The sequence below is a fragment of the Streptacidiphilus fuscans genome (assembly GCF_015690355.1).
GTDB classification, from domain to species: Bacteria; Actinomycetota; Actinomycetes; order Streptomycetales; family Streptomycetaceae; genus Streptacidiphilus; species Streptacidiphilus fuscans.
In genome coordinates, this window is the sequence record NZ_JADPRT010000003.1 from 91708 (window position 1) to 110998 (window position 19291).

Sequence of the window (19291 nt, forward strand, 5' to 3'; positions counted from 1 at the left end):
TCCCTTTATCCCAAGCGTTCCCGCACGACCGTGGCGAGCCGCTCGCAGACCTCCTGCGCCTGCGCAAGATCCGCGGCCTCCACCATGACCCTGACGAGCGGCTCCGTCCCGGAGGGACGCAGCAGGACCCGGCCGGTGTCACCCAGTTCCTTCTCCGCCGCCGCCACCGCGTCAACCAGCTCGGGGTCCAGCGCGGCGCGCGTCTTGTCCACGCCCTTGACGTTGATCATGACCTGCGGCAGCCGCGTCATCACCGCGGCCAGCTCCTGCAGCGGCTTCTTGGTCGCCGCGACCCGCGCGGCCAGCATCAGGCCGGTCAGCGTGCCGTCGCCGGTGGTCGCGTGCTCCAGCAGGATCACGTGGCCGGACTGCTCGCCGCCCAGCGTGTAGCCGTGCTCCTTCATCGACTCCAGCACGTAGCGGTCGCCGACCGCCGTCTGGACCAGGTCGATGCCCTCGCGCTCCATGGCCAGCTTGAAGCCCAGGTTGGACATGACGGTCGCGACCACGGTGTCCTTGGCCAGCACGCCGGCCTCCCGCAGGCCGAGGGCCAGGACGGCGAGGATCTGGTCGCCGTCGATCTCGGTGCCGGTGTGGTCGACGGCCAGGCAGCGGTCGGCGTCGCCGTCGTGGGCGATGCCCAGGTCCGCGCCGTGTTCGACGACCGCCGCACGCAGCTGGTCGAGATGGGTCGAGCCGACGCCGTCGTTGATGTTGAGGCCGTCCGGCTCGGCGCCGATGACGTGGACGATCGTCGCGCCCGCCCGGCGGAACGCCTCCGGCGACGCGACCGCCGCCGCGCCGTGCGCGGTGTCGAGGACGATGCGCAGGCCGTCGAGGCGGTTCGGCAGCACGCTCAACAGGTGATCGACGTACTGGTCGAGTCCGGCCGCGTGGTCGCTGACCCGGCCGACGCCGGCACCGGTCGGACGGGACCACTCCTCGCCGCCGAAGCGCTCGAAGTGCGCCTCGATGGCGTCCTCGATCGCGTCGTCGAGCTTGTGGCCGCCCTTGGCGAGGAACTTGATGCCGTTGTCCGGCATCGGGTTGTGGCTGGCCGACAGCATGACGCCGAAGTCGACGCCCAGCGCCTCCGTCAGGTACGCGACGGCCGGGGTCGGCAGGACACCGAGGCGGAGCACGTCGACGCCGGAACTGGCGAGACCGGCCACCACGGCCGCCTCCAGGAACTCCCCCGAGGCACGCGGGTCCCGACCGACCACGGCCACCGGACGGTGGCCCTCGAACGCGCCCAGATCACCGAGCACGTGCGCGGCGGCGACCGAGAGTCCCATCGCCATCTCTGCGGTCAGATCGACGTTCGCGAGCCCGCGGACGCCGTCGGTGCCAAAGAGTCGTCCCACTGCCAAAACCTTCCGGATGTGCCGGGTATGAACGAACCACGCCCTGGGAACACACGGTGCTCCCAGGGCGTGGTGAAAACCAGCTCCCCCATGCGATGAACGGCGGAGCGGGGTGCGACTAGCGCTTGCTGTACTGCGGCGCCTTGCGGGCCTTCTTGAGACCGGCCTTCTTGCGCTCGACGGCGCGCGGGTCACGGGTCAGGAAGCCGGCCTTCTTCAGGGCCGGGCGGTTGGCGTCGAGGTCGGCCTCGTTCAGGGCGCGAGCGACACCGAGGCGCAGGGCGTAGGCCTGGCCGGAGATGCCGCCGCCGTTGATACGGGCGACGACGTCGTAGCGACCGTCCAGCTCAAGGATCTTGAACGGGTCGTTCACGGTCTGCTGGTGCACCTTGTTGGGGAAGTACTCCTCCAGGGTGCGACCGTTGATCTTCCACTGGCCGGTGCCGGGGACGATGCGCACGCGGGCGATCGCCTCCTTGCGGCGACCCAGGCCGGCGCCCGGAAGCGCCTCGCCGAAGCGGGAGGGAAGGGACTCGCTGGTGTACTCGGTCTCCTCGACCTCGAAGGTCTCCTCGACCTCGAGGGGGAGCTCAGCAGTGGTCTCGGCCACGGTTGTCCTCTGTTCTTCTCGTCAGATTGTCTGGTGGCCGGTCTTACTGAGCGACCTGGGTGATCTCGAACGGCACCGGCTGCTGGGCAGCGTGGGGGTGCTGGTCGCCCGAGTACACCTTCAGCTTCGAGAGCATCTGACGACCCAGGGAGTTCTTCGGGAGCATGCCCTTGATGGCCTTCTCGACGGCCTTCTCCGGGCTCTTCGCCAGAAGGTCGTCGTAGCGGACGGCCCGCAGACCACCCGGGTAGCCGGAGTGGCGGTAGGCCATCTTCTGGGTCTTCTTGTTGCCGGACAGGTGCACCTTGTCCGCGTTGATGATGATGACGAAGTCACCCATGTCAACGTGCGGTGCGTACACCGGCTTGTGCTTACCCCGAAGGAGGGTGGCGGCCTGGGAGGCCAGACGACCCAGGACGACGTCCTGGGCGTCGATGACGAGCCACTGACGCTGGACGTCGCCGGGCTTGGGGCTGTACGTACGCACGGTCGTAGCCTTCGCTTTTCAGTGAGTGTGTGCCTGACAGGGCCACCGGGTCGATCGGAGCAGCCTCAGCACTGGGACCCGGACGCAATCGGGTGTGCAGCGCCGCCACTCATCGGCCTGGCGAACCGGCGTACCGACGTCTCACGTGAGATAGAGCGAGCCAATACGCACAACGAACTCGCAGAATACCGGCCCGGTGGCAGGCGGGTCAAAACGCCCGGCAACCACCGCGCTGGTTTTCCACAAGCTGTGCACCAGTCTACGTGCCTCCCGGAGCGGTCCGTACCGGTCGGGCCGCTCGAACGGACCTCAGCGCTCCCTGGCGACCCGACGCTCGTCCCAGACCGGCTCCGGCGACTCGTACACCCGACCGTCCGAGCCGAAGGCCAGGAACCGGTCGAAGGAACGCGCGAACCAGCGGTCGTGCGTGACCGCCAGAACCGTGCCCTCGAAGGCCTCCAGCCCTTCCTGCAGCGCCTCCGCGCTCTCCAGGTCCAGGTTGTCGGTGGGCTCGTCCAGCAGCAGCGCGGTCGCCCCGCTCAGCTCCAGCCGCAGGATCATCAGCCGGGCCTGTTGGCCGCCGGAGAGGCTCTCGAACCGCAGCGCCTCCTGGTGATGCAGCTCATAGCGGCGCAGCGCGCTCATCGCCGCCTTGCGGTCCAGCGCGTGCTCGGACTCCAGAATCTCCCTGGCGGTCCGGCCGAACAGCTCCGGATGCGCGTGGGTCTGCGCGAAGTGCCCGGGCACCACCCGAGCGCCCAGCCGGAACTCACCGGTGTGCGCGACCGGGCGCTCGGTGTCTCCGGCGATCAACCGCAGGAAGTGCGACTTGCCGGAGCCGTTGGAGCCCAGCACGGCCACCCGCTCGCCGTAGTAGACCTCCAGGTCGAACGGCTGCATCAGGCCGGTCAGCTCCAGCTTGGCGAAGTTGAAGGCCCGTACGCCGGTCCGTCCGCCCTTGAGCCGCATGCTGATCGCCTGCTTGCGCGGCGGCTCCGGCGGCGGGCCCGCCTCCTCGAACTTGCGCAACCGGGTCTGCGCGGCCGAGTAGCGCGAGGCCATGTCGGGCGACCTGGCCGCGATCTGCTGCAGGTCCACCACGAGCTTCTTCAGCTGGGCGTGCTTCTCGTCCCAGCGGCGACGCAGCTCCTCGAACCGGGCGAACCGGTCCTCCCGCGCCTCGTGGTACGTGGCGAAACCGGCGCCGTGCACCCAGACCTCGCTGCCGTCCACGCCGGGCTCGACGCTGACGATCTTCTCGGCGCTGTTGGCCAGCAGCTCGCGGTCGTGCGAGACGAAGAGCACGGTCTTCCGGGTCTGCCGGATCTGCTCCTCCAGCCAGCGCTTGCCGGGAACGTCCAGGTAGTTGTCCGGCTCGTCGAGCACCAGCACCTCGTCCGGGCCGCGCAGCAGCGCCTCCAGCACCAGGCGCTTCTGCTCGCCGCCGGAGAGCGTGTTCAGGCCGCGCCACTGGGCGCGCTCGTACGGCGTGCCGAGGGCGGCGACGGTGCAGACGTCCCAGACCGTCTCCCAGTCGTAGCCACCGGCGTCGGCCCAGTCGGAGAGTGCCTGGGCGTAGTCGAGCTGGGTGCGCTCGTCCTCCTGCGCGATCATCGCCAACTCGGCGGCGTCCACGGCCTGGGCCGCGGCCTTGATCTTGGGCGGCGCAACGGCGACCAGCAGGTCGCGCACCGAGGCGTCCTCCGCCAGCGGCGACTCCCGCCCGGTCGTCCCGACGAACTGACGCATCACCCCGAGACCGCCGCTGACGGTCACCGTGCCGCCGTGCGGGGTGAGATCACCCGCGATCAGCCGCAGCAGCGTGGTCTTGCCCGCGCCGTTGGCGCCGACCAGGGCGACCGACGCGCCCTCCCCGACCCGGAAGGACGCGTCGGCGAACAACACCCGTCCGTCGGGCAGGTAGTACTCCAGGTGCGAGATCTCGACGTGTCCCATGTGCAGCGATTCTCGTCTGTCCGCCGCCTCCCTGGGAAACTGGTTTTCCGCACCCCTCTCACCTGGGCTTTGCCGGATCCGGAAGGTGGACCTACTACGCTTTCGGCGCATGACGACAGGCCCCCGTCAGGACCGTCAGCCGCAGGACGACCCGCAGCAGCCCCTCCCCCGCCGCGGCGACCGCCAGCACGGCCGGATCCCGACCCAGTACGCGCCAGGCCGTCTGCGCACCCGGGCACTCACCGCCTTCAAGGTGCGGCCCGGCGCTCCGGAGCCGCCCACGCCCGAGCCGCAGCAGGGCGCCGCGCCCGTGCGCGGGGGCGCCAAGACCACCACGGCCTTCGCGATACGCCCCGGCCTGCCCAGCGACCCACCGCCTGAGGGCACGCCGGCCCCTGACTGGGAGCTCCAGCCCGTCGAGGCCGCCCCGCAGTCCGACGACCAGCCAGGCCGTCAGCACTCCCGGCGGCCCAACCGCCTGCGCCGCCGGATCGCCCTCGGCAGCGCCGCCGTCGTCGTCCTGGGCGGAGCCGCGGCCACCCTCGCCCTGACGGGCGGTCACTCCGCAGGCCACCCCACGGCGGTGGCGAGCCCCTCCGCGGCCGTGCCCACGACCCAGGCTTCGTTGCCTTCGTTCGCCCCCTCGACGATGCCCCCCGCGCAGCCGACGCCCAGCCCGACGCTGCTCGACCCGATCACCCTGCTCTCCAGTGCCACGACGGACACGGCACCGCTCAGCGTGGCGGCGCTCTTCCCCGGCAAGAAGGTCACCGTCAACGGCCATGTCTACACCCAGGCACTGACAGCGACCTCCGCGTGCAAGGACGCCGCCACGCCGCCGCTGGCCGCGCTCCTGGCCAAGAGCGGCTGCCAGGCCGTCTTCCGGGCCACCTACGACAGCGGCACGGCCGAGGTCACCGTGGGCATCGCGATCTTCCCCTCCGCGGCCCAGGCCGGGACGGTGAAGGCCCAGGCCGCCTCGGGCAACCTGCAGTCGCTCTTCGGCGGCCCGGTGAAACCGTTCTGCCGCGGCGTGGTCTGCAGACTCTCGACCGACGCGATCGGCCGCTACACGTACTTCACCGTCGCGGGCTACAGCAACGGCAAGCCCGTCCCCGCCAACGACTCGGTCGCGCTGGCGGCGGGCAACGACATCGCCGCCATGGCCTTCCAGAACCTGGCCGACCGCGGCCGCGCGGAGGCGGCTGCGGCGGCCCAGTCGGCGCGCTGACGGGCCGTCAGGAAATGGTCGAGGTCACTTGGCCCCGAGCACCCGGAGCCGACGGGCCGCGCGATTGCGCTCCGCCAGCAGCTCGTCGGCCGGGTAGCCGACCTCCTCCAGGGTCAGCCCGTAGGGCCGGACCACGTTGACGGCCGAGTTCCGCTCGCCGCCCGCGAGCACCTCGGCCGGGAAGTCCACCGGCCGTTGCCCGCCGCCGACCAGCAGCATCGAACCGACCAGCGCGCGCACCATGTTGTGGCAGAACGCGTCCGCCCGGACCGTCCCGACGACGAGTCCGGGCACGCCGGGCCCGAGCAGCGCGTCGCCCTCGGTGCGCTCCCAGGAGAACTCCAGCAGCTCGCGGATGGTGGTCGCACCCTCACGCTTCTTGCAGTACGCGGCGAAGTCGTGCTCCCCGACGAGGCGTCGCGCCGCCTCGTTCATCAGCGGCACGTCCAGCGGCCGGTCGTGCCAGAGCACGTGCCCGCGCCGCAGCGGGTCGGCGCCGCCCTGGACGTCGCAGATCCGGTACGCGTAGCGCCGCCAGATCGCACTGAAGCGCGCGTCGAAGCCCGCGGGCGCCTCGGACAGCCGCCACACCCGGACGTCCCCCGGCAGCCGCCCGGCGAGCCGCCGCAGCAGCTTCTCGCCCTCGGCCTGCCAGACGCCCTCGGGCAGATCCACGTGCGCGACCTGCCCGCGCGCGTGCACCCCGGCGTCGGTCCGCCCCGCCACGGTCAGCGGGAACAGCGCGCCGTGCTGCCGGGTGACGACCGCGATCGCCTCCTCCAGCTCCTGCTGGACCGTCCTGCGGCCGGATTTCTGCCGCGCCCAGCCCGAGAACTCCGCACCGTCGTAGGCGAGGTCCAACCGGATCCGGACGAAGCCGTCGGCGGGGCCGTCCTTACGGGGCTCTTCTTCACAAAGCACTCTGAGTCTCCATGCACTACCTAGGGGCGCGGGGAACTGCGCGAGACACCACCGGCGTGCGGATGGCCCTGCGCATTCGGCCTGCCAGCTACGTGGGTGGCTTGTCGCGCAGTTCCTCGCGCCCCTAGGTAGTGCAACGGGCCCATCCCCCGAAAGGGACAGGCCCGTTGTGGATCACGCAGAGTGAATTACTCCGCAGCCGCGACCTTGGTCGCCGCCTCGGCCTCGCCGACGGCCTCCTGGGCCACGGTCAGAGGCTCGACCAGCTCGATGACGGCCATGGGCGCGTTGTCGCCACGGCGCGTACCGATCTTGGTGATGCGGGTGTAGCCACCGGGGCGGTTCTCGTAACGCGGACCGATCTCGGTGAACAGGGTGTGCAGCACCGCGACGTCGGTGATGACCTTGCGCGCCTCACGGCGGTTGTGCAGGTCACCCTTCTTGGCCTTGGTGATCAGCTTCTCCGCGAACGGGCGCAGGCGGCGAGCCTTGGCCTCGGTCGTGGTGATGCGGCCGTACTGGAACAGCTCGCGAGCCAGACCGGCGAGCAGCAGACGCTCGTGGGACGGGCCGCCGCCGAGGCGGGCACCCTTGGCGGGACGAGGCATGGTGTCTCCTTCAATATCCGGAAGCGGCCGTATGAGGAACCGAACCGGGCGTACGGACAGATGCGTCCGCACGACTTAGACATACAGCTGACAAGAATACGGGACCGCCGAGGCGGTCCCGTACCCAGAGCGAACTCAGTCAGAGACTCAGTACTGCTCAGAGACTCAGTACTGCTCGGTCTCCGCGAAGCCCGGGTCGTCGTCGTCGGCGCCGAAGGCGTCCGCCGCGGCGGTCGGGTCGAATCCGGGCGGGCTGTCCTTGAGGGCCAGGCCCATGCCGGCCAGCTTCGCCTTGACCTCGTCGATCGACTTCGCACCAAAGTTGCGGATGTCGAGCAGGTCGGCCTCGGAGCGGGCGACGAGCTCACCCACGCTGTGGATGCCCTCGCGCTTGAGGCAGTTGTAGGAGCGGACCGTGAGCTCCAGCTCCTCGATCGGCAGCGCCAGGTCAGCGGCAAGGGCGGCGTCCGTCGGGGACGGGCCCATGTCGATGCCCTCGGCGTCGATGTTCAGCTCGCGGGCGAGACCGAACAGCTCGACCAGGGTCTTACCGGCCGACGCCATCGCGTCACGCGGACGCATGGCCGGCTTCGTCTCGACGTCGACGATCAGCTTGTCGAAGTCGGTGCGCTGCTCGACACGGGTGGCCTCGACCTTGTAGGTGACCTTCAGCACGGGGCTGTAGATCGAGTCGACCGGGATACGGCCGATCTCCTGGCCGGACTGCTTGTTCTGCACGGCGGAGACGTAGCCGCGACCGCGCTCGACGGTCAGCTCCATCTCCAGCTTGCCCTTGCCGTTCAGCGTGGCGAGGACCAGCTCGGGGTTGTGCACCTCGACACCGGCCGGCGGCGCGATGTCGGCGGCGGTGACCAGACCCGGGCCCTGCTTGCGCAGGTACATCACGACCGGCTCGTCGTGCTCCGAGGAGACGACCAGCTGCTTGATGTTGAGGATCAGGTCGGTGACGTCCTCCTTGACGCCCGGCACGGTGGTGAACTCGTGCAGCACGCCGTCGATCCGGATGCTGGTGACAGCAGCGCCGGGGATCGAGGAGAGGAGGGTACGACGGAGAGAGTTGCCGAGGGTGTAGCCGAAACCCGGCTCCAGCGGCTCGATGACGAACCGGGAACGGTACTCGTCCACAACCTCTTCGGTCAGCGACGGACGCTGAGCGATCAGCATGAGGGAAATCCTCCAGATAGATCTTCGGCACCCACTATTTGATGCCGACGAAAGCAAGGATACGGCCTCCGGGTACACCGGAGGCCGTATCCGAAACTGCTACGCGAAACGCGTGCGTCAGACGCGACGGCGCTTCGGCGGGCGGCAGCCGTTGTGCGGGGTGGGGGTGACGTCCTGGATGGAGCCGACCTCCAGGCCGGTGGCCTGGATGGAGCGGATCGCGGTCTCACGACCGGAGCCCGGGCCCTTGACGAAGACGTCGACCTTGCGCATGCCGTGCTCCTGCGCGCGGCGGGCAGCGGCCTCGGCGGCCATCTGCGCGGCGAACGGGGTCGACTTGCGGGAGCCCTTGAAGCCGACGTGGCCCGAGGACGCCCACGCGATCACGTTGCCCGACGGGTCGGTGATCGAGACGATCGTGTTGTTGAACGTGCTCTTGATGTGGGCGTGCCCGTGAGCGACGTTCTTCTTCTCCTTGCGGCGGATCTTCTTCGCGCCGGCAGCCTGACGGCCCTTGGGAGGCATGAGCTGATTTCTCCTACTGAGGTGGTCGGTCCGCTAGCCCAGCGGGCCGGATTAAGTCCGGTGTGTGGGGCGGACTACTTCTTGCCCGGCTTCTTCTTGCCGGCAATCGCGCGACGCGGGCCCTTACGGGTACGCGCGTTGGTGTGGGTGCGCTGACCGCGGACCGGCAGGCCACGGCGGTGGCGCAGGCCCTCGTAGCAGCCGATCTCGACCTTGCGGCGGATGTCGGCGGCGACGGCACGGCGGAGGTCACCCTCGACCTCGAAGTTCGCGTCCACGAACTTCTGCAGCGCGACGAGGTCGTCCTCGGTGATGTCGCGGACGCGGATGTCCGGGTTCACACCGGTCTCCTCCAGCGCCTTCTTCGCGAGGGTGCGGCCGATGCCGTAGACGTAGGTGAGGGCGATCTCGATCCGCTTCTCGCGGGGGAGATCAACGCCACTGAGGCGTGCCATGAATCTGGCTCCTGTTGTTTCTTCGGAGGTCTGACGTGACGCCTACCCGTTCAGCTCCCGCTGATCGAGCCCCGGCCTCCGACCGGGGGTGGCAGTCTCTCGTCTCCGTCAAGGGAGAACGAGAGATCGGGCATCCCGTTTCATGTTGTTTTTCGCGTCGCGCGAAGAGTTACGACCCGTACAGGGGGTGAAATCAGCCCTGGCGCTGCTTGTGGCGCAGGTTCTCGCAGATCACCATGACCCGACCGTGACGGCGGATCACCTTGCACTTGTCGCAGATCTTCTTGACGCTCGGCTTGACCTTCATCTGACTCAGGTTCTCCGGGTCTGGATCTGCTGGTTACTTGTACCGGTAGACGATGCGACCACGGGTCAGGTCGTACGGGCTGAGCTCGACGACGACCCGGTCGTCCGGGAGGATGCGGATGTAGTGCATGCGCATCTTGCCGCTGATGTGCGCGAGAACCTTGTGACCGTTCTGCAGCTCCACCTTGAACATCGCATTCGGCAGAGACTCGATCACGGTGCCCTCGATCTCGATGGCGCCTTGCTTCTTGGCCATAATCCTGCGGAATTCGCCTTCCGGAATCGACTACCGTAGTCGGCACTCACGCAGGGATCAGAGCGATCCACCCCCGCCTTACCGGGCGGAGACGTGCGGAAGCAAGCTACGAGTGAGCCGACACAGCAGTCTACGACAGTAGGCAAGCGAACGCGAAATCAGCCCGGGCCGGCTCAGCTCAGCCCAGGGGGTCGGGCGCCACTGTCACGCCGAGCTCGGCCAGCTTCGCCTTGCCGCCGTCGAAGGCGGTGAGGACGAACGGGCCCTCCTCGGTCACGGCGACGGAGTGCTCCCAGTGGGAGGACCAGGTGCCGTCGTTGCTGACGACCGTCCACTCGTCCTCGAGGACGTGGGTCTTGGGCGTGCCGAGGGTGATCATCGGCTCGATGGCGATGCAGAAGCCCGGGACCAGCTTCATGCCGCGCCCGCGACGGCGGTCGACGTAGTTCAGCAGGTGCGGGTCCATGTGCATGGCGGAGCCGATGCCGTGGCCGCCGTAGTCCTCGACGATGCCGTACTTGCCGCGCGGGGGCAGCGGCTGACGGCGGATGAAGGTCTCGATGCCGCGGCTGATGTCGGAGAGCCGGTTGCCCTTCTTCACCTGCGCGATGCCCGCCCACATCGAGCCCTCGGTGGTCGCGCTCAGCGCGTGCAGCTCGGGGGCGTGGCCGCCGCCGACGAAGACGGTGACGGCGGCGTCGCCGTGCCAGCCGTCGACGATCGCGCCGCAGTCGATGGAGATGATGTCGCCGTCGTTCAGCACCCGGTCGCCGGGGATCCCGTGGACGACCTCCTCGTTGACGGAGGCGCAGATCACACCCGTGAAGCCGTGGTAGCCGAGGAAGTTGGACTTCGCGCCATGGCCCTCGATGACCTTCTTGGCGACGGCGTCGAGCTCACCGGTGGTGACGCCGGGAACCGCGGCCTCACTCGCGGCCTTGAGCGCCTCGGCCACGATCAGCCCGGCCTCCCGCATCTTCGCGATCTGCTCGGGCGTCTTGATCTCAACCATGCGCTCTTCTCGCTCTCCTCAACTCGTGACCACACGCACTGCACCACGACGCACTGCGGCCGTGACATCCCTCCAGGGTGTCACGGCCGCAGCCAAGATATGAAACTCAGTCGTTCGCGTTCTCCCGGAGCGCGGCGATCGCGCGCTCGGTGACCTCGTCGACCTTGCCGAGCGCGGGGATGGTGGTGACCAGGCCCTGCTTGGCGTAGTACTCGATGATCGGCTCGGTCTCCGTGTGGTAGACCTCGAGCCGGGTGCGCACGGTCTCCTCGCTGTCGTCCGAGCGCTGGTACAGCTCGCCGCCGCAGACGTCGCAGACGCCCTCGGTCTTCGGCGGGTTGTAGAGCACGTGGAAGATGTGCGCGCTGTCGTTGCGGCACAGGCGACGGCCGGCGATGCGCCGGACGACCTCGTCCTCGGGGACCTCCAGGTCCAGCACGCCGTCGAGGGCGATGCCGAAGTCCTTGAGGATCCCGTCCAGCGCGACGGCCTGCGCGGTGTTGCGCGGGAAACCGTCCAGCAGGAAGCCGTTCTCGGCGTCCTGCTGGTGCAGGCGGTCCCTCACCATCGCGATGGTGACCTCGTCGGGTACCAGCTTGCCCTCGTCCATGATGCTCTTCGCCAGCTTGCCGAGCTCGGTGCCCTGCGAGATGTTGGCGCGGAACAGGTCGCCGGTGGACACGTGCGGGATGGACAGGGTCTTGGCCAGCAGCGCGGCCTGAGTACCCTTCCCGGCCCCCGGGGGTCCGACGAGGACGATACGCATCAGCGGAGGAACCCTTCGTAGTTACGCTGCTGGAGCTGGCTCTCGATCTGCTTCACAGTTTCAAGGCCGACACCCACAACGATGAGGATGCTCGTACCGCCGAACGGGAAGTTCGAAGACGCCGAGAACAGCCCGAGTGCGATCAGGGGCACCAGGGCGATCAGGCCCAGATAGAGCGAGCCCGGCCAGGTGATCCTGGTCAGCACATAGTTCAGGTATTCCGCCGTCGGGCGGCCGGCCCGGATGCCCGGGATGAACCCACCATACTTCTTCATGTTGTCGGCGACTTCTTCGGGGTTGAACGTGATGGCCACGTAGAAGAAGGCAAAGAAGACAATCAGGACGAAGTAGATGACCATGTAGAGCCAGTGGTCGCTCTTGGTGAGGTTCGTCTGGATCCAGGAACCCCAGCTCGAGTTGGTCTTTCCGCTGAGCTGGACCACCAGAGCCGGGATGTAGAGCAGCGAGCTGGCGAAGATGATCGGAATCACACCCGCCTGGTTCACCTTGAGCGGGATGTACGTCGAGGTGCCGCCGTAGGCGCGGCGACCGATCATGCGCTTCGCGTACTGCACCGGGACGCGGCGCTGGGCCTGCTCGACGAAGACGACCAGGCCGACCATGGCCAGACCCATGATGATGACGCCGAAGAAGGTCAGCCAGCCGTGGCTCGCCTTGATGCTCCACAGCTGCGACGGGAACTGCGCGGCGACCGAGGTGAAGATCAGGATCGACATGCCGTTGCCGACGCCGCGGTCGGTCACCAGCTCACCCAGCCACATGATGACCGAGGTGCCCGCGGTCATGGTGATGACCATGGTCGCGATGGTGAAGACCGACTGGTTCGGGACGACCTGGCTGCCCGGGCAGGCACCGCCGAAGAGGGCGCCGTTCTGCGCGGTGGCGCAGATCGCGGTGGCCTGGAGGATCGCCAGCGCGATGGTCAGGTACCGGGTGTACTGGGTGATCTTCGTCTGACCGGCCTGGCCCTCCTTCTTCAGGGCGTCCAGGCGCGGGATCACCACCGTCAGCAGCTGAAGGATGATGCTCGACGTGATGTAGGGCATGATCCCGAGCGCGAAGATGGTGATCTGCAGCAGCGCACCGCCGCTGAAGAGGTTCACCAGGCCCAGCAGCTGGTTGCCGCCCGACTTGTTCAGGCTGGTCAGACAGGACTGAACGCCCGCGTAGTTCACGCCCGGCACGGGGATGTGCGCGCCGGCGCGGAAAACGACCATGATGCCCAGCGTGAACAACAGCTTGTTGCGCAGTTCGGGCGTCTTGAACGCCCGGGCGAACGCGGTGAGCACGGGGCCTCCTGCTGCTCCCGGCCGTGGGGGCCTGGAGGGACGGTGGATCGGGGGGCGTACCGTCTGAGACGGGTGGGCCAACCTACATATGGACTCCACGGACTCTAACAGCCAGTGGCCGCACGAATGAAGCACAGAACCCAAGCGGGGCAAGCCGATCTTGGGGCTCCCCCCGGTGGTTACCGGCGAACGGTGCCTTCTGTCCGTCTTCTGTCCGATTCGCCCACGTCAAGCTCCGAGGTCAAGTCGCTGCCACAACGAACTCCTTCGAAGTAATTGAGCGATGAATTGCGCATGAAAGGCCGTTTACCCAGCTGTTGGGCCGCTCGGCGGCTGGTAGACAGGACTCCGTTCGAGGGAAAACCACAACCCGATGAAGGCACCCGAGGCACCCGTGCTGCTCCGCAGACTCCCCGCATGGGCCCCGCCCGCACTCCTGGCGTTCGTCCTCGGCGTGATCGAGGTGGGACGTCCGAACCTCTGGCGCGACGAACTGGCCAGCTGGACCGCCGCCACCCGAAGCCTGGGACAGCTGTGGGGGCTGCTCGGCCACGTAGACGCCGTGTCCGGCGCGTACTACGTCTTCCTGCACTTCTGGATCAACAGCTTCGGCGCCTCGGCGGCAGCGCTGCGCATCCCGAGCGTCCTCGCCACCGCCGTCTCCGCCGGGCTCACCGCCGTCATCGGCAAGCGCCTCTTCAGCGCCCGGGTCGGGCTCTGGGCCGGCCTGCTCTACGCGCTGACCCCCCTGGTCATCCGCTACGCGCAGGAGGCCAGGGTCTACGCGATGGTCGACACCGTCGTCCTGCTGGCCACCCTGCAACTGCTGACCATCCTGGACTGCCGGGAGAACCCGGGCCGACGCCGGACGGTGCTCCGCTGGCTGGGCTACGCGGCGTTGATGGCCCTGGCCGGGCTGCTCCATCTGGTCGCCCTCAGCGTGCTGACGGGCCACCTCTGGCTGGTGTACAGCCGCCGCCGACGCGCCTGGCGCGGCTTCGTCCCCGCCGTCGTGCTGGTCTTCGCCGTGCTGACGCCGTTGTTGCTCGCCGGCCACGACCAGTCCGGCCGCCAGCTCAACTGGACCACGCGCCCGAACGTCTTCGCCCTGCCCGGCCTGCTCGGATCGATAACGGGCTCCTGGCCGGTGGCGGTGGTGCTGCTGGCCCTGACGGTCATCGCCTGCATGCGCCGTCCCGGCCGGATGCTGCTCCCCCTGCCGGTCCTGCCCGTGCTGACCGTTTGGATCGTCTCCCAGGGCACCACGTCCTACTGGGTCGAGCGCTACATGCTGTTCGTGGTCCCGTTCTGGACGATCATCGCGGCGGCCGGCGCGGAACGACTCCCCGTCCCCCGCTGGTCCGCGCCCGCGGCGGTCCTGCTGGTCGGGCTGATCGCCATTCCGTACCAGGTCCAACTGCGCCAGCCCGCGGCCCACACCACCACCGACTGGAAGGGCGCGGCCTCGATCATCGCGACGAGCTACCGTGAGGGGGACGCGTTCGTCCCGGAGCGCGGCCAGTACGCGAAGTACATGCTCGATCTGGGCATCGAGTACTACCTGCCTGCGGCCGACAAGCCCCGCGACCTCTTCGCAGCGAAGACCCCCGCCCAGGCGGACGACCTGATGGCCGTCGAGTGCAAGGTGCCTGCGACCTGCCTGGACAATCCCCCGCACCGCGTCTGGGTCGTCTCCTACGGCTACTGGCACAGCCCGATGAGCGGCCTGACCCTTGCGGAGCGCGCCGCGCTGGGCGCGCGGTACCGCGTCACCTCGGTCCACCACGTCAACGGCCTGACCATAGGGCTGCTGACCCTCAAGAGTTAGTTGCACTCTCTCCGTGCAAAAGCAAAAGGCCCGGCTCCCCCGAGGGGGAACCGGGCCCAGCGCTTTAGCGCGTCAGTGGCGAGCTCAGATGAGCTCGGTCACCGAGCCGCCCGCAGCGGCGATCTTCTCCTTGGCGGAGCCGGAGACGGCGTCAACCGAAACCTGCAGCGCCACGGCGATCTCGCCGGTGCCCAGCACCTTGACGAGCGAGTTCTTGCGAACCGCACCCTTCGCGACCAGGTCCTCGACCGTGACCTCGCCACCCTGCGGGTAGAGCGCGGCCAGCTTGTCGAGGTTGACGACCTGGAACTCGACGCGGAACGGGTTCTTGAAACCCTTCAGCTTCGGCAGGCGCATGTGAAGGGGCATCTGGCCACCCTCGAAGCGCTGCGGAACCTGGTAACGGGCCTTGGTGCCCTTGGTACCACGACCAGCGGTCTTACCCTTGGACGCCTCACCACGACCGACACGGGTCTTGGCGGTCTTGGCACCCGGGGCGGGACGCAGGTTGTGGATCTTCAGCGGGTTCTGCTCCGCCATCTCAGTCCACCTCCTCGACCGTGACGAGGTGGCGGACAGTCTGGGCCATCCCGCGGATCTCGGGACGGTCCTCCTTCACGACCACGTCGTGCATGCGCTTGAGACCAAGCGAACGCAGGGTGTCACGGTGGTTCTGCTTGCTACCGATGTAGGACTTGACCTGGGTGATCTTCAGGCGAGCCATTACGCAGCCCCCTGCCCAGCAGCCCGGGCGCGCAGCAGCGCGGCCGGAGCGACGTCCTCGAGCGGCAGACCACGACGGGCGGCGATCTCCTCGGGGCGCGAAAGGCCCTTCAGCGCGGCCACGGTCGCGTGGACGATGTTGATCGCGTTGTCGGAGCCCAGGGACTTCGACAGGATGTCGTGCACGCCGGCGCACTCGAGCACGGCACGCACCGGACCACCGGCGATAACGCCGGTACCCGGGGAAGCCGGCTTGAGCAGGACGACGCCCGCGGCCTTCTCACCCTGGATGGGGTGGGGGATGGTGCCCTGGATACGGGGGACCTTGAAGAAGTGCTTCTTGGCCTCCTCAACACCCTTGGCGATGGCGGCCGGCACCTCCTTCGCCTTGCCGTAACCGACACCCACGGTGCCGTCACCGTCGCCCACCACGACCAGCGCGGTAAAGCTGAAGCGACGACCACCCTTGACAACCTTGGCGACTCGGTTGATCGCTACGACGCGCTCGACGTAGGCGGTCTTCTCGACGGCAGCGCCGCCGTCACGACCGTCACGCTTACGGTCACGCCGCTCGCCACCGCCGGTGCCGCCGCCGGCGCCGCTACCGCGGCGCTGGGGTCCAGCCATTGGATTTACCTCTCTCGTTTCGTCCGTCAGCCTGTGGCGGGCGGGTCAGAAGTCCAGACCGGCCTCGCGGGCGGCGTCCGCGAGAGCCGCGATGCGGCCCGCGTACTGGTTGCCCGCGCGGTCAAAGACGACCTGCTCGATACCGGCAGCCTTGGCGCGCTCGGCGACCAGGGCTCCGACCTTCTTGGCCTGCTCGGTCTTGTCAGCCTCGTTGCCCTTGATGGACACGTCGAGGGTGGACGCCGAAGCCAGGGTGTGGCCCGCGAGGTCGTCGATCACCTGCGCCACGATGTGGCGGTTGGACCGGGAGACCACGAGGCGCGGACGAACCGGAGTACCGGAGACGCGCTTGCGGACGCGGATGGCGCGGCGCTTGCGGGCGGCGGCCTTGTAGCCGTTGCCCTTGCCGATCTTCACACCGACAGTCATGGGTTACTTACCACTCTTTCCGACCTTGCGGCGGATGACCTCGCCCGCGTACTTGACGCCCTTGGCCTTGTACGGGTCGGGCTTGCGCAGCTTGCGGATCTTCGCGGCGACCTCGCCGACCTTCTGCTTGTCGATGCCGTCCACGTGGAACTTGGTCGGCGACTCGACCACGAAGGAGATGCCCTCCGGGGCCGGGACCAGGATCGGGTGGCTGTAGCCGAGCTGGAACTCCATGTCGGAGCCCTTCGCTGCGACACGGTAACCAACACCGCTGATCTCGAGCGACTTGCGGTAGCCCGCGGTCACGCCGGTGATCATGTTCGCCACCAGCGTGCGGGTCAGGCCGTGCAGGGCCTTCGACATGCGCTCGTCGTTCGGGCGGGAGACGACAACGGTGCCGTCCTCAGCCTTCGCGATCTCGATCGGCGCGGCGACGGTGTGGGTGAGGGTGCCCTTGGGGCCCTTCACCGAGACCGCGCGGCCATCGATGGTGACGTCCACGCCGGCGGGAACCGGGATGGGCAGCCGTCCAATGCGAGACATTGCTGTACCTCCGTTTCCCTGAGTTACCAGACGTAGGCGAGGACTTCCCCACCCACGCCCTTCTTGGCTGCCTGCTGTCCGGTGAGCAGACCTGCAGACGTGGAGATGATCGCCACGCCCAGGCCGCCGAGCACCTTCGGCATAGCGGTGGACTTGGTGTAGACCCGCAGACCCGGCTTGGAGATGCGCTTGATGCCCGCGATAGAACGCTCACGGTTGGGGCCGAACTTGAGGTCGATGGACAGCTTCTTGCCGACCTCGCCCTCCTTCGGCTCCTCAACGGTCCAGCTGGAGATGTAACCCTCCTGCTTGAGGATCTCCGCGATGTGAGTCTTGATCTTCGAGTGGGGCATCACGACGGAGTCGTGGTAGGCCGAGTTCGCGTTTCGCAGACGCGTCAGCATGTCTGCGATCGGGTCGGTCATGGTCATGATGGCCTGTGGCCTCTCTCACCGCGGTTTCCGCGCGCCTCGTTTGCAGAAGGGGCACGGGACCTACGGTGTAGTAAGACGAATTCGGGGCAGCACGGGCCCCGACCTCCACAAGGTTACAGGAGGTCGGGAACCCGTCTGTTCCGAGGTTGCTTACCTCTGAGTTCCTGACGGTTCTTCGGATAGGCCGAAGAACAGTGTTACCAGGAGCTCTTGGTCACGCCCGGCAGCTCGCCGCGGTGCGCCATCTCACGAAGGCAGACGCGGCAGAGGCCGAACTTGCGGTACACGGAGTGCGGACGGCCGCAGCGCTGGCACCGGGTGTAGCCCCGGACACCGAACTTCGGCTTGCGCTCCGACTTGGCGATCAGTGCCTTCTTCGCCATCGGTCAGCTCTCCTTGAAGGGGAAACCGAGAGCCCGCAGCAGCGCCCGGCCCTCGTCGTCGGTCTGGGCGGTGGTCACCACGGTGATGTCCATACCACGGGTACGGTCGACCTTGTCCTGGTCGATCTCGTGGAACATGACCTGCTCGGTCAGACCGAAGGTGTAGTTGCCCTTGCCGTCGAACTGCTTCGGCGACAGACCACGGAAGTCACGGATACGCGGCAGCGCAAGCGAGACGAGGCGGTCCAGGAACTCCCACATGCGGTCACCGCGGAGGGTGACGTGGGCGCCGATCGGCTGACCCTCACGCAGCTTGAACTGCGCGATGCTCTTGCGAGCCTTGGTCACGGTCGGCTTCTGGCCGGTGATGGCGGTGAGGTCCTTGACCGCACCGTCGATCAGCTTCGAGTCGCGGGCGGCGTCGCCCACACCCATGTTGACCACGACCTTGACCAGGCCGGGGATCAGCATGACGTTCTCGTAGCTGAACTCTTCCTGCAGCTGACCCTTGATCTCGGAGCGGTAGCGCTCCTTGAGCCGGGGGCTGACCTTCTCAATCGAGGTGTCGGTCATCAGATGTCCTCACCGGTGCGCTTGGCAACGCGGATCTTGTTGCCCTGCTCGTCGAATCGGTAGCCGACGCGGGTGACGACCTTCTTGCCGTCCTTCTCCACAACGAGCTGAACGTTGCTCACGTGGATCGGGGCCTCGACGGTCACGATGCCGCCGGCCTGGGAGCCGTTGGCGGTGGGCGTGGCCTTGGTGTGCTTCTTGACCCGGTTGACACCCTCGACCAGGACCTTGGACGTGGTCGGGAAGGCCTGAATGACCTTGCCCTGCTTGCCCTTGTCCTTGCCGGTGATGACCTGGACCAGGTCACCCTTCTTGATCTTCATGCTGTTAGCCATTGGTTAGAGCACCTCCGGCGCGAGCGAGATGATCTTCATGAACTTCTTCTCACGCAGCTCACGGCCGACCGGGCCGAAGATGCGGGTACCACGGGGGTCACCGTCGGTGTTCTTGAGGATGACGGCGGCGTTCTCGTCGAACCGGATGTAGGAACCGTCGGGACGACGGCGCTCCTTCACGGTCCGGACGATGACGGCCTTGACCACGTCGCCCTTCTTCACATTGCCACCGGGGATCGCGTCCTTGACGGTCGCCACGATGACGTCGCCGATGCCCGCGTAGCGCCGGCCGGAGCCACCGAGAACGCGGATGCAAAGGATTTCCTTCGCGCCCGTGTTGTCGGCGACACGCAGTCGCGACTCCTGCTGGATCACGTCTTTCTCCTGATCGTCAACGATCGGGACCGGGTCCGCCGCTGCTCAC

The 19291-nt window shown here is 67.9% G+C and carries 26 protein-coding genes; 2 read left to right on the forward strand and 24 right to left on the reverse strand.

The window, feature by feature from the left end; genetic code table 11:
* Positions 1 to 5: 5 nt before the first annotated feature.
* The 4 genes from glmM to I2501_RS07540 form a co-directional block, all read right to left on the reverse strand.
* A complete protein-coding gene (gene glmM / locus I2501_RS07525) occupies positions 6 to 1364 on the reverse strand; it encodes a phosphoglucosamine mutase (RefSeq protein ID WP_196193093.1) in 1359 nt (452 codons plus the stop codon).
* A 118-nt stretch (positions 1365 to 1482) separates the two neighbouring features.
* Positions 1483 to 1974 (reverse strand): 30S ribosomal protein S9, encoded by a 492-nt coding sequence (gene rpsI / locus I2501_RS07530; protein WP_196193094.1) that lies wholly within the window; start codon positions 1972 to 1974, stop codon positions 1483 to 1485.
* A gap of 43 nt (positions 1975 to 2017) precedes the next feature.
* Positions 2018 to 2461, reverse strand: coding sequence for a 50S ribosomal protein L13 (rplM, locus tag I2501_RS07535; RefSeq protein WP_196193095.1), 444 nt, complete (start codon positions 2459 to 2461; stop codon positions 2018 to 2020).
* 309 nt (positions 2462 to 2770) lie between these two features.
* Complete coding sequence (locus I2501_RS07540; protein WP_196193096.1) at positions 2771 to 4417, reverse strand: ABC-F family ATP-binding cassette domain-containing protein; 1647 nt, start codon at positions 4415 to 4417, stop codon at positions 2771 to 2773.
* Between the two features lie 109 nt (positions 4418 to 4526).
* Here I2501_RS07540 and I2501_RS07545 point away from each other — a divergent pair, with 109 nt between their 5' ends.
* Positions 4527 to 5648 (forward strand): hypothetical protein, encoded by a 1122-nt coding sequence (locus tag I2501_RS07545; protein ID WP_196193097.1) that lies wholly within the window; start codon positions 4527 to 4529, stop codon positions 5646 to 5648.
* A gap of 24 nt (positions 5649 to 5672) precedes the next feature.
* Here the strand turns inward: I2501_RS07545 and truA are convergent, their stop codons facing one another.
* The 10 genes from truA to secY all read right to left on the reverse strand — a co-directional run bounded on the left by truA (position 5673) and on the right by secY (position 12992).
* Positions 5673 to 6569, reverse strand: a complete 897-nt coding sequence (truA, locus tag I2501_RS07550; protein WP_196193098.1) for a tRNA pseudouridine(38-40) synthase TruA — start codon at positions 6567 to 6569, stop codon at positions 5673 to 5675.
* A 188-nt stretch (positions 6570 to 6757) separates the two neighbouring features.
* Positions 6758 to 7177 (reverse strand): 50S ribosomal protein L17, encoded by a 420-nt coding sequence (rplQ, locus tag I2501_RS07555; RefSeq protein WP_196193099.1) that lies wholly within the window; start codon positions 7175 to 7177, stop codon positions 6758 to 6760.
* A gap of 165 nt (positions 7178 to 7342) precedes the next feature.
* On the reverse strand, positions 7343 to 8362 hold the full coding sequence (locus tag I2501_RS07560) for a DNA-directed RNA polymerase subunit alpha (RefSeq protein WP_196193100.1): 1020 nt from the start codon (positions 8360 to 8362) through the stop codon (positions 7343 to 7345).
* Positions 8363 to 8479: 117 nt separating this feature from the next.
* Complete coding sequence (rpsK, locus tag I2501_RS07565; protein ID WP_030251538.1) at positions 8480 to 8887, reverse strand: 30S ribosomal protein S11; 408 nt, start codon at positions 8885 to 8887, stop codon at positions 8480 to 8482.
* 74 nt (positions 8888 to 8961) lie between these two features.
* Positions 8962 to 9342, reverse strand: a complete 381-nt coding sequence (rpsM, locus tag I2501_RS07570) for a 30S ribosomal protein S13 (RefSeq protein ID WP_196193101.1) — start codon at positions 9340 to 9342, stop codon at positions 8962 to 8964.
* A gap of 193 nt (positions 9343 to 9535) precedes the next feature.
* The gene (gene rpmJ, locus I2501_RS07575; protein WP_009740505.1) at positions 9536 to 9649 is read right to left on the reverse strand and encodes a 50S ribosomal protein L36; all 114 of its coding nucleotides are present in this window, start codon (positions 9647 to 9649) and stop codon (positions 9536 to 9538) included.
* A gap of 33 nt (positions 9650 to 9682) precedes the next feature.
* On the reverse strand, positions 9683 to 9904 hold the full coding sequence (gene infA / locus I2501_RS07580; protein ID WP_003956442.1) for a translation initiation factor IF-1: 222 nt from the start codon (positions 9902 to 9904) through the stop codon (positions 9683 to 9685).
* A gap of 178 nt (positions 9905 to 10082) precedes the next feature.
* The gene (gene map / locus I2501_RS07585) at positions 10083 to 10916 is read right to left on the reverse strand and encodes a type I methionyl aminopeptidase (protein WP_196193102.1); all 834 of its coding nucleotides are present in this window, start codon (positions 10914 to 10916) and stop codon (positions 10083 to 10085) included.
* Between the two features lie 106 nt (positions 10917 to 11022).
* Positions 11023 to 11682 (reverse strand): adenylate kinase, encoded by a 660-nt coding sequence (locus I2501_RS07590; RefSeq protein ID WP_196193103.1) that lies wholly within the window; start codon positions 11680 to 11682, stop codon positions 11023 to 11025.
* Positions 11682 to 12992, reverse strand: a complete 1311-nt coding sequence (gene secY / locus I2501_RS07595; protein ID WP_196193104.1) for a preprotein translocase subunit SecY — start codon at positions 12990 to 12992, stop codon at positions 11682 to 11684. The genes I2501_RS07590 and secY overlap by 1 nt, the downstream gene beginning before the upstream one ends.
* 373 nt (positions 12993 to 13365) lie before the next feature.
* On the opposite strand from secY, the gene I2501_RS07600 reads away from it, so the two are divergent.
* Entirely contained in the window at positions 13366 to 14820 is a 1455-nt protein-coding gene (locus I2501_RS07600; protein ID WP_196193105.1) for a glycosyltransferase family 39 protein, read from the forward strand.
* A gap of 84 nt (positions 14821 to 14904) precedes the next feature.
* On the opposite strand, the gene rplO is transcribed toward I2501_RS07600, so the two are convergent.
* The 10 genes from rplO to rplN form a co-directional block, all read right to left on the reverse strand.
* On the reverse strand, positions 14905 to 15360 hold the full coding sequence (gene rplO / locus I2501_RS07605) for a 50S ribosomal protein L15 (protein WP_196193106.1): 456 nt from the start codon (positions 15358 to 15360) through the stop codon (positions 14905 to 14907).
* A 1-nt stretch (position 15361) separates the two neighbouring features.
* Entirely contained in the window at positions 15362 to 15544 is a 183-nt protein-coding gene (gene rpmD / locus I2501_RS07610; RefSeq protein WP_042367653.1) for a 50S ribosomal protein L30, read from the reverse strand.
* Complete coding sequence (gene rpsE, locus I2501_RS07615; RefSeq protein ID WP_111504516.1) at positions 15544 to 16170, reverse strand: 30S ribosomal protein S5; 627 nt, start codon at positions 16168 to 16170, stop codon at positions 15544 to 15546. The genes rpmD and rpsE overlap by 1 nt, the downstream gene beginning before the upstream one ends.
* Positions 16171 to 16215: 45 nt before the next feature.
* Positions 16216 to 16599: a 50S ribosomal protein L18 gene (gene rplR / locus I2501_RS07620; protein WP_037605700.1), complete on the reverse strand. Its 384-nt coding sequence runs from the start codon at positions 16597 to 16599 to the stop codon at positions 16216 to 16218.
* A gap of 3 nt (positions 16600 to 16602) precedes the next feature.
* Positions 16603 to 17142 (reverse strand): 50S ribosomal protein L6, encoded by a 540-nt coding sequence (rplF, locus tag I2501_RS07625; protein WP_196193107.1) that lies wholly within the window; start codon positions 17140 to 17142, stop codon positions 16603 to 16605.
* 23 nt (positions 17143 to 17165) lie between these two features.
* On the reverse strand, positions 17166 to 17573 hold the full coding sequence (rpsH, locus tag I2501_RS07630; protein WP_196193108.1) for a 30S ribosomal protein S8: 408 nt from the start codon (positions 17571 to 17573) through the stop codon (positions 17166 to 17168).
* Positions 17574 to 17773: 200 nt separating this feature from the next.
* A complete protein-coding gene (locus tag I2501_RS07635) occupies positions 17774 to 17959 on the reverse strand; it encodes a type Z 30S ribosomal protein S14 (RefSeq protein ID WP_196193109.1) in 186 nt (61 codons plus the stop codon).
* Positions 17960 to 17962: 3 nt separating this feature from the next.
* Positions 17963 to 18532 (reverse strand): 50S ribosomal protein L5, encoded by a 570-nt coding sequence (rplE, locus tag I2501_RS07640; protein WP_196193110.1) that lies wholly within the window; start codon positions 18530 to 18532, stop codon positions 17963 to 17965.
* A complete protein-coding gene (rplX, locus tag I2501_RS07645; RefSeq protein WP_196193609.1) occupies positions 18532 to 18855 on the reverse strand; it encodes a 50S ribosomal protein L24 in 324 nt (107 codons plus the stop codon). Before rplX ends, rplE begins: the two co-directional genes overlap by 1 nt.
* A 15-nt stretch (positions 18856 to 18870) precedes the next feature.
* Positions 18871 to 19242, reverse strand: a complete 372-nt coding sequence (rplN, locus tag I2501_RS07650; RefSeq protein WP_042451761.1) for a 50S ribosomal protein L14 — start codon at positions 19240 to 19242, stop codon at positions 18871 to 18873.
* Positions 19243 to 19291: the final 49 nt, after the last annotated feature.

What these genes read in the sequence shown, in the direction of transcription:
- rplR (WP_037605700.1), bottom strand. Translation starts at nt 16,599, where the DNA reads ATGACTGTCGGTGTGAAGATCGGCAAGGGCAACGGCTACAAGGCCGCC.
- I2501_RS07560 (WP_196193100.1), bottom strand. Translation starts at nt 8,362, where the DNA reads ATGCTGATCGCTCAGCGTCCGTCGCTGACCGAAGAGGTTGTGGACGAG.
- I2501_RS07545 (WP_196193097.1), top strand. Translation starts at nt 4,527, where the DNA reads ATGACGACAGGCCCCCGTCAGGACCGTCAGCCGCAGGACGACCCGCAG.
- rplO (WP_196193106.1), bottom strand. Translation starts at nt 15,360, where the DNA reads ATGGCGGAGCAGAACCCGCTGAAGATCCACAACCTGCGTCCCGCCCCG.
- rpmD (WP_042367653.1), bottom strand. Translation starts at nt 15,544, where the DNA reads ATGGCTCGCCTGAAGATCACCCAGGTCAAGTCCTACATCGGTAGCAAG.
- infA (WP_003956442.1), bottom strand. Translation starts at nt 9,904, where the DNA reads ATGGCCAAGAAGCAAGGCGCCATCGAGATCGAGGGCACCGTGATCGAG.
- I2501_RS07635 (WP_196193109.1), bottom strand. Translation starts at nt 17,959, where the DNA reads ATGGCGAAGAAGGCACTGATCGCCAAGTCGGAGCGCAAGCCGAAGTTC.
- I2501_RS07540 (WP_196193096.1), bottom strand. Translation starts at nt 4,417, where the DNA reads ATGGGACACGTCGAGATCTCGCACCTGGAGTACTACCTGCCCGACGGA.
- rpsM (WP_196193101.1), bottom strand. Translation starts at nt 9,342, where the DNA reads ATGGCACGCCTCAGTGGCGTTGATCTCCCCCGCGAGAAGCGGATCGAG.
- rplX (WP_196193609.1), bottom strand. Translation starts at nt 18,855, where the DNA reads ATGAAGATCAAGAAGGGTGACCTGGTCCAGGTCATCACCGGCAAGGAC.
- rpsK (WP_030251538.1), bottom strand. Translation starts at nt 8,887, where the DNA reads ATGCCTCCCAAGGGCCGTCAGGCTGCCGGCGCGAAGAAGATCCGCCGC.
- rpsH (WP_196193108.1), bottom strand. Translation starts at nt 17,573, where the DNA reads ATGACCATGACCGACCCGATCGCAGACATGCTGACGCGTCTGCGAAAC.
- rpmJ (WP_009740505.1), bottom strand. Translation starts at nt 9,649, where the DNA reads ATGAAGGTCAAGCCGAGCGTCAAGAAGATCTGCGACAAGTGCAAGGTG.
- I2501_RS07600 (WP_196193105.1), top strand. Translation starts at nt 13,366, where the DNA reads ATGAAGGCACCCGAGGCACCCGTGCTGCTCCGCAGACTCCCCGCATGG.
- rplE (WP_196193110.1), bottom strand. Translation starts at nt 18,532, where the DNA reads ATGACCGACACCTCGATTGAGAAGGTCAGCCCCCGGCTCAAGGAGCGC.
- map (WP_196193102.1), bottom strand. Translation starts at nt 10,916, where the DNA reads ATGGTTGAGATCAAGACGCCCGAGCAGATCGCGAAGATGCGGGAGGCC.
- rpsE (WP_111504516.1), bottom strand. Translation starts at nt 16,170, where the DNA reads ATGGCTGGACCCCAGCGCCGCGGTAGCGGCGCCGGCGGCGGCACCGGC.
- rplF (WP_196193107.1), bottom strand. Translation starts at nt 17,142, where the DNA reads ATGTCTCGCATTGGACGGCTGCCCATCCCGGTTCCCGCCGGCGTGGAC.
- I2501_RS07590 (WP_196193103.1), bottom strand. Translation starts at nt 11,682, where the DNA reads ATGCGTATCGTCCTCGTCGGACCCCCGGGGGCCGGGAAGGGTACTCAG.
- rplQ (WP_196193099.1), bottom strand. Translation starts at nt 7,177, where the DNA reads ATGCCTCGTCCCGCCAAGGGTGCCCGCCTCGGCGGCGGCCCGTCCCAC.